Origin of the sequence: Microbacterium sp. HMWF026 (assembly GCF_003061325.1) — a bacterium.
GTDB lineage: Bacteria > Actinomycetota > Actinomycetes > Actinomycetales > Microbacteriaceae > Microbacterium > Microbacterium testaceum_E.
This window is the reverse complement of record NZ_QAJB01000217.1, coordinates 1,457-11,995: the sequence shown is the minus strand read 5'-3', so window position 1 is coordinate 11,995 and position 10,539 is coordinate 1,457. Positions and strand designations below refer to the sequence as shown.

General features: G+C 71.4%; 13 protein-coding genes. 7 read left to right on the top strand and 6 right to left on the bottom strand.

The window, feature by feature from the left end:
• The coding region (locus DBR36_RS08975) for an ATP-binding cassette domain-containing protein (protein ID WP_146185294.1) at nt 1–303 on the top strand (303 nt) is incomplete at its 5' end.
• On the opposite strand, the gene DBR36_RS08970 is transcribed toward DBR36_RS08975, so the two are convergent.
• Nucleotides 284–646, bottom strand: coding sequence for a hypothetical protein (locus DBR36_RS08970; RefSeq protein WP_258222672.1), 363 nt, complete (start codon nt 644–646; stop codon nt 284–286). The genes DBR36_RS08975 and DBR36_RS08970 overlap by 20 nt on opposite strands.
• Before the next feature lie 230 nt (nt 647–876).
• On the opposite strand from DBR36_RS08970, the gene DBR36_RS08965 reads away from it, so the two are divergent.
• Nucleotides 877–1,158 (top strand): metal-sensitive transcriptional regulator, encoded by a 282-nt coding sequence (locus DBR36_RS08965; protein WP_108318670.1) that lies wholly within the window; start codon nt 877–879, stop codon nt 1,156–1,158.
• A gap of 9 nt (nt 1,159–1,167) precedes the next feature.
• On the top strand, nt 1,168–1,509 hold the full coding sequence (locus DBR36_RS08960) for a heavy-metal-associated domain-containing protein (protein WP_108318668.1): 342 nt from the start codon (nt 1,168–1,170) through the stop codon (nt 1,507–1,509).
• 156 nt (nt 1,510–1,665) lie between these two features.
• On the opposite strand, the gene DBR36_RS08955 is transcribed toward DBR36_RS08960, so the two are convergent.
• The 5 genes from DBR36_RS08955 to DBR36_RS08935 all read right to left on the bottom strand — a co-directional run bounded on the left by DBR36_RS08955 (nt 1,666) and on the right by DBR36_RS08935 (nt 5,363).
• Entirely contained in the window at nt 1,666–2,304 is a 639-nt protein-coding gene (locus tag DBR36_RS08955; RefSeq protein WP_219927635.1) for a hypothetical protein, read from the bottom strand.
• Entirely contained in the window at nt 2,298–3,284 is a 987-nt protein-coding gene (locus DBR36_RS08950) for an aldo/keto reductase (RefSeq protein ID WP_108318666.1), read from the bottom strand. Before DBR36_RS08950 ends, DBR36_RS08955 begins: the two co-directional genes overlap by 7 nt.
• Nucleotides 3,285–3,396: 112 nt before the next feature.
• Nucleotides 3,397–4,311 (bottom strand): LysR family transcriptional regulator, encoded by a 915-nt coding sequence (locus tag DBR36_RS08945; RefSeq protein ID WP_108318664.1) that lies wholly within the window; start codon nt 4,309–4,311, stop codon nt 3,397–3,399.
• A 123-nt stretch (nt 4,312–4,434) separates the two neighbouring features.
• Entirely contained in the window at nt 4,435–4,707 is a 273-nt protein-coding gene (locus DBR36_RS08940) for a hypothetical protein (RefSeq protein ID WP_108318662.1), read from the bottom strand.
• A 110-nt stretch (nt 4,708–4,817) separates the two neighbouring features.
• Entirely contained in the window at nt 4,818–5,363 is a 546-nt protein-coding gene (locus DBR36_RS08935) for a PadR family transcriptional regulator (protein WP_108318660.1), read from the bottom strand.
• A 157-nt stretch (nt 5,364–5,520) separates the two neighbouring features.
• Between DBR36_RS08935 and DBR36_RS08930 the strand changes: the two genes are divergently transcribed.
• From DBR36_RS08930 to DBR36_RS18310, 4 genes are all read left to right on the top strand, one after another.
• The gene (locus DBR36_RS08930) at nt 5,521–6,960 is read left to right on the top strand and encodes a cytochrome ubiquinol oxidase subunit I (protein WP_108318658.1); all 1,440 of its coding nucleotides are present in this window, start codon (nt 5,521–5,523) and stop codon (nt 6,958–6,960) included.
• 9 nt (nt 6,961–6,969) lie between these two features.
• Nucleotides 6,970–8,001, top strand: coding sequence for a cytochrome d ubiquinol oxidase subunit II (cydB, locus tag DBR36_RS08925; protein WP_108318656.1), 1,032 nt, complete (start codon nt 6,970–6,972; stop codon nt 7,999–8,001).
• 10 nt (nt 8,002–8,011) lie between these two features.
• Nucleotides 8,012–9,721, top strand: coding sequence for a thiol reductant ABC exporter subunit CydD (gene cydD, locus DBR36_RS08920; RefSeq protein ID WP_108318654.1), 1,710 nt, complete (start codon nt 8,012–8,014; stop codon nt 9,719–9,721).
• Nucleotides 9,718–10,539, top strand: an 822-nt coding sequence (locus tag DBR36_RS18310; RefSeq protein WP_258222669.1) for an ABC transporter transmembrane domain-containing protein, incomplete at its 3' end; no start/stop codon positions are given. The genes cydD and DBR36_RS18310, both read left to right, overlap by 4 nt.

Genomic DNA, 10,539 nt, shown 5'->3' with positions numbered 1-10,539 from the left:
GCCGTGGGCCTCGCCGACGTCGGCGACCGACGTCCGGCGCAGCTGTCGGGGGGCCAGCGTCAGCGCGTGGCGATCGCGCGCGCCCTCGTCCACGACCCGCGCGTGCTGCTGGTCGACGAGCCCACGAGTGCCCTGGACACCGCCCGCGGCGCCGAGATCATGGCCCTGATCGCGCGGCTGACCCGCGAGCGCGGGACCGCGACGCTGCTGGTCACGCACGACCTCGTGCACCGCGACGCTCTCGACGAGATCGTCGAGGTGGTCGACGGGCGGGCGTCGCTGCTCACCACCCGTACGCGTTGAACCACTCGCGACGCTGATCGGCTTCGGCGCGCGACTCGTCGCCCCGCCACGAGTCGTGCGCCGACAGCGCGTCGTTCTCGTCGAGCGTCACGAACGCCCAGCACACCGGGCACACCGCCCGTCCGTGCGGGAATCCGTCCGGCAGGGCGGGGGCCGAAGCCGCCGGCGTGCCCGCCCCGGCGCACGCGGGCGGGTCGGCCTGCAGATCGCTCCACAGCAGTCGTCCCCCGGTGCGATGATGCAGACCGCGGTGACCGTCCTCACGCGTGCAGATCTCGCCGTTTCTTCGGCTGAGACACAGTCTCCGGGCGGCGCCCGGCAGATGCGCCAGTGTTCGCGTCATCCTTCGATTCTCGCCGTTGCGAGCGCAACGGGGGCAGGTGCGGGATGCGCACGGGGCGGTGTGGTCCGGTGGGGAAAGGTTCGGTGGTCATCGCCGACCACCACCGGTACGACGAAAGAGCATGTCGACCTCCTGATGGTTCGACCATCCGTCATGAACCGGCCGGAGCCGAGGGGGTTGACACCTCGCGAGACGGTGCTAGGCATACCCCGTGGGGGTATGCTGACGGGATGCACGGATACGAGGGCCACAAAGAGGACCTTCTCAAGCGCCTGCGCCGCGCCGAGGGACAGGTGCGCGGCATCGCCCGCATGGTCGACGACGACCAGTACTGCATCGACATCCTCACCCAGGTGTCCGCTGTGACGAAGGCGCTCGAGAACGTCGCCCTGTCTCTGCTCGACGACCACCTCTCCCACTGCGTCGCCGAAGCGGCCTCGCAGGGCGGCCCCGTCGCCGAAGAGAAGCTCAAAGAAGCCAACCAGGCCATCGCGCGCCTGGTCCGATCCTGAGGAGACCCCATGACCGAACAGCGCATCGACCTCGGCCTCACGGCATCCACCCCCCGGAGCGGGGGATGCGGCGACGCGTGCGGCTGCGGGCACGGCGGTGGCGCCGCCGCGACGACCTCGGCCGCCACGTCGTCGGCGACCACCCGAGAGCTCCGCGTCGAGGGGATGACGTGCGCCCACTGCGTGAGCGCGGTCACGCAGGAGCTCAACGCCGTCGACGGCGTCGAGGTGCTCGATGTCGACCTGCACGAAGGGGCCGTCTCGACCGTTCGCGTAGCCACGAGCCGCCCCGCGGACGACGACGCCATCGCCGCCGCCATCGACGAGGCGGGCTACACGCTCGCACCGTGATCGCACCGACCCGCTCCCCGTCGACGCGTAGCCGGTGCCACCGCGCCTCTCGCGGTGAGGACCGGGTCGAGAAGAAGCGGACCTCCTCCCCGCCACGGCTGGGGGAGCCGGGGGAGGGCACCGAGACGGGGAGAAGGTCCGCGCTGGGGGAAACCGCTACAGCCGCTGCGCGAACCGCACCATGGCCCGCGTCTCGGCGTTGGGGATGTCGCCTTCCGACAACCACTCCCCGAAACCGGCCCGCTGCGTCCAGTCGTCGTGCAAGTCGCCGATACGGGCGACGAATTGCGCGGCGAGCTGCGCGGACTCGTACAGGTCCTGGTCGGGGTTGAGCGCACTCGCCCCCACCACGACCCCCCGGATGCGGGCGGAGTGACCGTGGCGGAAACCGCCGTGGGCCACCAGGTGGGGATCGGTGATGTAGGCCTCGCCGTAGTCGTAGCCCACGCGGCGATGTCCTCCGGCCTTCGCCGCCGCGTTCGGCAGGAAGTAGTCACCCTCGCCGATCACGATCGCGGCCATGACCGCGTCGACGTTGTCGACCCACGGACCCACCGTCGGATCCATCACGACCATGGCCAGGCAGTCCCGCGGGTAGACGCCGCGCGGTGCCTCTGCCGCGTCGAGTGCGTGATGCGCCCGGATGCTCTCCGCGCGGTGCGCGCCGAGCTCCCACAGCAGCTGCGCGAACGCCTCGGCGTCGAGCAGGTGTCCGTAGGGGTGGCGACGCACGACGACGCGGACGTTCAGACCGCTCGGCGACGTCGACGCCACCTCGGCACCCTGGATCACCACCGGTCGCCGATCTGCGGCGCGATGAGCTCGGCGTAGACCGCGGCGATGTCGGCCTGCACCTCGGCGGACAGCGGAGCGGCAGCGGCGGCCTCGGCGTTCGCGTGCGCTTGGGCGGCGTTGCGCGCACCGGGGATGACGGTGCTGATGCCCACCTGATCGATGACCCAGCGCAGCGCGAACTGCGCCATCGTGACCCCCTCGGGCACGAGCGGGGCCAGGCGACGGACGGCCTCGAGACCCGTCGCGAAATCGACGCCCGCGAAGGTCTCGCCGATGTCGAAGGCGCTGCCGTCCCGGTTGTAGGTGCGGTGGTCGTCGGCCGCGAAGGTCGTGTTCTCGTCGTACTTGCCCGACAGCAGTCCGCTCGCGAGCGGGACGCGGGCGATCAGTCCGACCCCCGCGGCGGACGCCGCCGGCAGCACCTCGGTCAGCGGACCCTGGCGGAAGGCGTTGAAGACCAACTGGACGGTGGCCAGGCGCGGACGAGCGATGGCGGCGAGTGCCTCGGCGCGGGTCTCGACGCTCACGCCGTAGGCGGCGATCCGCCCCTCGTCGACGAGGGTGTCGAGAGCGTCGAAGACCTCGTCGTCGGCGTACACCGAGGTCGGCGGGCAGTGCAGCTGCACGAGGTCGAGAGTGTCGACCCGCAGATTCTCGCGCGAGCGGTCGACCCACGCGCGGAAGTTGTCGAGGGTGTAGATGTCGGCGCGCTGCGGCATGACGCGGCGACCGATCTTGGTCGCCACCACGATGTCGTCGTAGCCGCGCGACTGCACGAACTCGCCGATGACCTTCTCGCTGGACCCGTCACCGTACGCGTCGGCCGTGTCGAACAGCCGCACTCCGCTGTCGTAGGCGGCATCCAGGACGGACAGAGCGTCCTCTGTCGAGACGTCGCCCCAGTCCGCTCCGAGCTGCCAGGTTCCGAGGCCGACGACCGAGACGTCGCGTCCGAGACGGGGAATCCCGCGGTTCTCCATGAATGTGTTCCTCCGTGTTCGCGCGGCACCGCGCCGCACGTCACCCACCCTGGAGGACGGCCCGCGGCCGCGTCCAACAGGGCGGAACGAAGGCATTCATCGAGCGGATCGTTCAATCGACCGGGGTCAGCTCCTCGACCGCCTCGGGCACGCCGACCGCCTGCGCGCGGAGCTGATCGCGCAGCGCGCGCGTGGCCGGGTTCGCGCCGACGCGCACGGCCACGCAGACCTCCCAGACGGGCATGGGGTGCGCGATCGGCGTCGCGGCGAAGTCGACGGCGCGTTTCCTGGCGATCGCCTGCGGGACGATTGCGATGCCGAGGTTGACGTCGATGAGGTCGAGCAGGGTGTGCACGTCGTTGACCTCGAGGTCGGGGCGGTAGGCCAGACCCCTCTCCTCGAACGCGCGAGCGGTCAGCACCCGCGACGACGCGCCCTCCTGGAAGTCGACGAACGTCTCGTCGACCAGGTCGTCGAGGGCGACGTGTCCGCGCTGCACGAAGGGGCGCGAGCGGTGACTGAGCACGACGAGGGGCTCGCGGCCGAGCGGCGACAGTTCGATGGACGCCGGCGCGGCCTCGGTGGGCACCACGATCGCGGCATCCACTCGTCCGTTCGCGACCTGCGTCAGCAGGGGGCCCGAACCGTCGACCCGCAGGCGCATCTCGACCCGGGGATGATGCTCGCGGAACACGGCGAGCTCGTTCGCCAGCTTGACCACGCCGGGGCACGACTCGGTGCCGACGCGGACGACACCGCCCAACTCGCCCGAGGCGGCGTTCACCGCGGCCTTGGCGGCCCCCGCTCCCGCGAGGAGCGCCTGTGCCTCGGGCAGCAGCGCGGCCCCCGCGGGGGTCAGGGCGACGTGGCGCGTACTGCGGACGAACAGGCCGACCCCGAGCTCGGACTCCAGAGCGCGGATCGAGGCGGAGAGGCCGGATTGCGACATGCGCAGATCGAGCGCGGCGTTGCCGAAGTGCTTCTCCGAGGCGACCGCCACGAAGTGCTCCAGTTGGCGTAGTTCCATGAGACGACACCTTTCGCGACCGTCGGGTTCCGGTCTCGATAGGACCCTACTGCCGCGGGGGACGATGCGGAGATGTCCGCCAGGCGCAGCGTGCAGCGAACGCGCGACGCGTCGAACCTCGCCTCAGCGCGCGCGACGCACGAGCACGTCGACCGCGGAGTGGAAGGTCAGGTGCTGCGAGATCTCGACGGCGCGGTCGTAACGCGCTCCCCCGAGGGCGACGAAGACGGCGCCCACGACCTCGACGTAGCCGCACACCTCGCCCGCGCGGGCGACCTCGTAGAGGTCGGGGTCGATGCGCGTCCAGGGGATCTCGCTGATCGCCGTGGCCGGCGCCGTGGCGGAGAGGATGTCACGACGCGTAACCGGGCGACCGAGGGGCGCTTCCATGACCATGTGGGACTCCTTGGGTCTACCGGATATCCCCCACTGTGCGTCAGTGCCGCATCGGTGCCGACGGGGTTGACGCGGCGGCGGGACGGCGTTAGTCGCACGAAACGGTCGCGTCAGACGGCGGACCTCGCGGGGCGGCCCCGACGCGGGCGCTCCTCCGACAGACCGAAGGGCGAGACGCCGGCGACGATCCGCTCCACCTCGTCGAGCCAGCGCAGGTCGGCCTCGAGCCGTGCGCGGCGCGCGGCGTGCACGATCGCGAGCGAGACGGCATCCCCCTCTTCTCCCGCCGTGGACGCCAGCGCGTGCTGCACCGCCGCGCGCTGCACGGACAGGATGCCGTCGACGTCCGCGCCGGGAAGGGTCACCGCGAGCGCGATCTTGAGAGCGACCTCGTCGCGCCCCTCGGCGAGCGAGGCCGTCGAGAGCCACTCGCGGGCGGCGTCCCGACCGGCGGCCGTGGGGCGCCACAGCACGCGCGCCTCGTCGTCGACGCCCGCGCCCTCGACGAGCCCGTCCCGCTCGAGGCGCTCGAGGGTCGTGTAGACCTGCCCGACGTTGACGCGCGCACCCGTTCGCCGCTCGTACTCCGCGCGCAGCTGGGAGCCGTAGCACGCACCGCGATCGAGGATCGCGAGCAGGCTCTGACGCACCGACATTCGGCCTCCGGACCGGTGTGACGAAAATGACTTCCTCGGTAAGCCCCAGGGTAGACGGCGCAGGTGCTTCGACGGCGAATGATCGACCGGCGGCGGTTCGCGACCCCGGCGTACCATGTGGTCTGACCACATAATCCGGTTCGATCGGAGGCTCCCGATGGAGTGGCTCGACCCCCTCGCCCTCGCCCGCTGGCAGTTCGGGTTGACGACGCTCTACCACTTCCTCTTCGTGCCGCTGACCCTGGGCATGTCGCTGATCGTCGCAATCTTCCAGACCACCTGGTACCGCACCGGCGATGTGCGGTGGCTCCACCTCACCCGCTTCTTCGGCAAGATCTTCCTGATCAACTTCGCCATGGGCGTGGTGACCGGCATCGTGCAGGAGTTCCAGTTCGGCATGAACTGGTCCGCCTACTCCCGCTTCGTCGGAGACGTCTTCGGGGCTCCGCTGGCCTTCGAGGGGCTGCTCGCCTTCTTCCTCGAGGCGACCTTCATCGGCCTGTGGATCTTCGGCTGGGACAAGCTTCCGCGCCTCGCCCACCTCGCGAGCATCTGGATGGCCTCGATCGGCGCGACCCTCTCGGCCTACTTCATCATCGCCGCGAACGCCTTCATGCAGAACCCCGTGGGTTATCAGATGTCGGCGGACGGCCACCGCGCCGAACTCGTGGACTTCTGGGCCATGCTGACCAACCCCGTGGCGCTGGCGGCGTTCCCGCACACCATCTTCGCGGGCTGGATGTTCGCCGCGATGGTCGTCGTCGCCGTCTCGGCCTGGCACATGGCCCGCGGGCGCAACACCGACATGATGCGCAAGACCCTGCGCTTCGGTCTCTGGTCGACGCTCGTGTCGTTCATCCTCGTCGCGATCGTAGGCGACCAGCTCAGCCTGGTGATGGTCGCGACCCAGCCGATGAAGATGGCCGCGGCCGAGGCGACGTTCAACACCGTCTGCGGGCAGGACGCGTCGTTCTCGATCTTCACCCTCGGCACCCCCGACGGTACGAGCGAGCTGTTCAGCATCCGCGTGCCGTTCCTGCTCAGCATCCTGTCGACGCACTCGCTCGACGGCTGCGTCGAGGGCATCAACGACCTCAACACGCTCTACAGCCAGCAGATGTTCCCGCAGTTCGCCGACCAGGTCGACGGCAACTTCGCCCCCGTCCTGTGGGTCACCTACTGGGCCTTCCGGTGGATGATCGCCCTCGGCGGCATCGCCGCCCTGGTCAGCGTCGCGGGCCTGTGGGTCACGCGCAAGAAGGCCACCCGCCCCGTCGCGCCGTGGATGTGGCGCGTGGCGATCTGGGCCGCTCCCCTGCCCATGCTCGCCAGCCTGGTCGGGTGGGTCTTCACCGAGATGGGCCGCCAGCCCTGGATCGTCTTCGGCCTCATGCTCACCCAGGACGGCGTCTCACCCAGCGTCCCGGGCTGGAGCGTGCTGATCTCGCTGGTCGCCTTCACCCTCGTCTACCTGAGCCTCGCCATCGTCGAGTTCGGTCTGATCGTGAAGTTCGCGCAGAAGGGCCCCGACCCCCTGCCGGACCCGGATGCCGAGCACGACGACTCCATCGAGAACACCCCCACGACGGTCTACTAGGAGCTCATCATGGATCTCGCGCAACTGTGGTTCTGGATCGTCGCCTTCCTGTTCGTCGGGTACTTCGTCCTGGACGGGTTCGACTTCGGCGTCGGCATGTCCCTTCCGTTCCTCGGCAAGGACGACATCGCCCGCCGGCAGATCATCAACACCATCGGTCCCGTGTGGGACCTCAACGAGACGTGGGTGATCGTGGCGGGAGCGGCGCTGTTCGCCTCGTTCCCCGAGTGGTACGCGACCCTCTTCAGCGGGTTCTACCTGCCTCTGCTCGCGATCCTGCTCGCGCTCATCGCCCGCGGAGTGTCGTTCGAATACCGCCACCAGCGCGACTCGCTGCGCTGGAAGCGCTCGTTCGATCGCATGATCGTCGGCGGTTCCGCGGTGCCCGCGTTCCTGTGGGGTGTGGCGTTCGCCAACATCGTGCAGGGAGTGCCCCTGGATGCCGACCACGAATACGCCGGCACGGTGCTGACGCTGCTGAACCCCTACGGCATCCTCGGGGGCCTGACGACCCTGACGCTGTTCTTCACCCACGGCGTGTACTTCGTCGCCCTGAAGACCGACGGACAGGTCCGCGCCGACGCGCGGCGTCTGGCCGCCCGCTCGGGGGCCGTGACGATCGCCCTGGCCGCGCTGTTCCTGGGCTGGACCATCGTCAACGCCGCCAACGCGCAGGCGCCCCTGCTGCTCGGCGTGGTCGCCCTGGCCGGTGTCGCCGCGCTGACCCTGATCGGGTCGTGGGTGGCCAACCTGCGCGACCGCGAGGGCACCGCCTTCGCCCTCGGTGCCGTCACGATCGTCGCGGCGGTCGCCGCGCTGTTCTTCGCCCTGTTCCCGAACGTCATGCCCTCGACCCTGGCGGGCGGCGCGAGCCTGACCATCGACAACGCCTCCAGCACCGACTACACGCTCACGATCATGAGCTGGGCCGCGCTCATCTTCCTGCCGCTGATCCTCGCGTACCAGGGGTGGACCTACTGGGTGTTCCGCAAGCGCGTGACCCGCGCGCGCATCGAGAAGGCCGCGCTCGTCGCGCACTGAGTCCCGCGTCATGAAACCCGTCGACCCCCGACTGCTGCGGTACGCCACCGCCTCGCGCGGCTTCTTCGCCGTGACCGCGGCGATCGTGCTGGCGCAGACGGGCGTGATCGTCGGGTTCGCCTGGACGCTCACGACCGCGCTGGTCGGCGCGATCGAGGGCCGGCCGGTGGGCGAGCTCTGGGGATACGTGGGGGCGGCGGCATCCTTCGCCCTCCTGCGGGGTCTGCTGATCGCCGCCTCGGAGCGAGCGTCGGCGCGCGGCGCGGCCTCGGCGTCTCGACAGTTGCGCGAGGCCCTCGTGACGGCCGTCGCGCGTCTGGGCCCGCGCTGGCTCGGTGCGCGCAACGCCGCCACCCTCGCCGTCACGGCAGGGCACGGCCTCGACGCGCTGGACGCCTACTTCGGCCGCTACCTGCCACAGCTGGTGGCCACGGCCGTGATGATGCCGATCCTCATCGGCGCGATGACGCTCGCCGATCCGCTGTCGGGCCTGACGGTGGTGCTGACGATCCCGCTCATCCCGCTGTTCATGGTGCTGATCGGCCTGGCCACCCGGGGCGTGCAGCAGAAGCAGTACGCCACGCTCGGCCGTCTCGCCGCCCGCTTCGCCGACACCGTCGACGGGCTCGGCACGCTCACGGCCTTCGGACGCCAGCACCGCGCGGCGGACTCGATCGAAGCGGTCACCCGGGACTACAAGCGCGAGACGATGACGGTGCTGCGCGTGTCGTTCCTGTCGGGCTTCGCGCTGGAGTTCTTGGCATCCATCTCGGTCGCGATCATCGCGGTGACGATCGGGTTCCGACTGCTCGCCGGCGATCTGTCGCTGCTGGTCGGACTGTTCGTGCTGCTGCTCGCGCCCGAGGCGTACCTGCCGCTACGACAGGTGGGCGTGCAGTTCCACGCGGCGTCCGAGGGCGTGGCCGCGACGGAGCAGATCTTCGACACGCTCGACGCCGCCCGCGGGGACCGGGGGACGGATGCCGCCGCCCCCGCCCGCGGGAGAGCACTCGCGCTCGAGGGGGTCGCCGTGCGTCGCGGGGCTCGTGCCCTGCCGCCGGTGTCGCTGTCGGTCGCACCGGGCGAGGTCGTGTGGGTAACCGGACCGAGCGGAGCGGGCAAGTCGTCGCTGATCGCCGCGGTCCTGGGGTTCGCCGAGTACGACGGGACCGTGCGGCTCGACGGGGTCGCGGTCGCGCACGCGCGCGATGCCGTCGCCTGGGCCGGGCAGCGTCCGGGGCTCATCGCGGGCACGGTGGCCGAGAACGTCGCCCTGGGCGTGGCCCACGATCCCGAGCGGGTCGCCGCGGCGCTGGCCGACGCCGGTGCGGCCCTGCTGGATCCGGCGACGCCGCTCGGCGCGTCCGGTGCGGGGCTCTCGGGCGGTGAGGCCCAGCGCGTCGCGGTGGCGCGCGCCCTGTACCGCGCGCGCACGACGGGGGCAGCGATCCTCGTGCTCGACGAGCCCTCGGGCGCCCTGGATGCCACGACCGAGGCGCACCTGTGGACCACCCTGCGCCGCGAGGCCGACGCCGGCCGTGCGGTGCTGCTGGTCTCGCACCGTCGCTCGGCTCGCGCGATCGCCGACCGCGTGGTCGCGCTCTCGACCGAGGTCGCCGAGCCCGGCGAGGGGACGGAGCCCAGCGGGGCCCCCGCGCCCGCCGAAGCGACCGGGGACGTCGACGAGCCCCTCCCCCTCGCCCGCGGGGTGCGCTCGTGAACGCCCGGGTGCGCGGCATCCTGCGCTCCGCCCTTCCGTCGCGGCGGCGGTTCGCCCCGGCTCTGCTGGCCGGGTTCGGCACGGCGGCGAGCGCGGTCGCCCTGCTCGCGGCGAGCGCCTGGCTCATCGCGCGGGCCGCCGAGCAGCCGCTGGTGATGTACCTGTCGATGGCCGTGGTCGGCGTGCGCGCCTTCGCACTGTCGCGCGGGGTGTTCCGCTATCTCGAACGCCTGAGCGGGCACGACGCCGCGCTGCATCAGCTCGCGGGGGTGCGCGCCGACCTGGTCCGCGACCTCGTCCCCCTGGCGCCCGACGGTCTCGCGCGGTCGAGCCGCGGCGGCCTGCTGTCGAGCGTCGTCGACGACGTCGAGGAGCTGCAGAACCTGCCCCTGCGGATGGTGCTGCCGCTCGTGACGGCCGCGATCACGGCGGTGGCGGCCGTGGTCTTCACGGCGCTGATCTCGTGGCCCGCCGCGCTCGTGCTGCTCGCCTGCCTGGTCGCCGCGTTCGGCGCCGCCGTGGTCCTCGGATGGGCGGCCGGTGCGCGCGCGGAGCGCTCGCTGGCGCCGCTTCGCGCCGCGGTCGCCGACGGGGTGCACGACCTGCTGACGAACCTCGACGTCCTCACCGCCTATGGAGCCCTGGATGCCGCGCGCGATCGCGTCCGCCGGGCGGATGCCGCGCTGCGCCGCGCCGTCGTCCGCGGGGGCGGCGCGCAGGGCCTGACCTCGGGGGCCGTCTCGACCCTCGCCGGCATCGCGTCTCTCGGAGCCCTGCTCGTGGCCGCCCCGGCCGTGACGGGGGGAACGCTCTCGGGC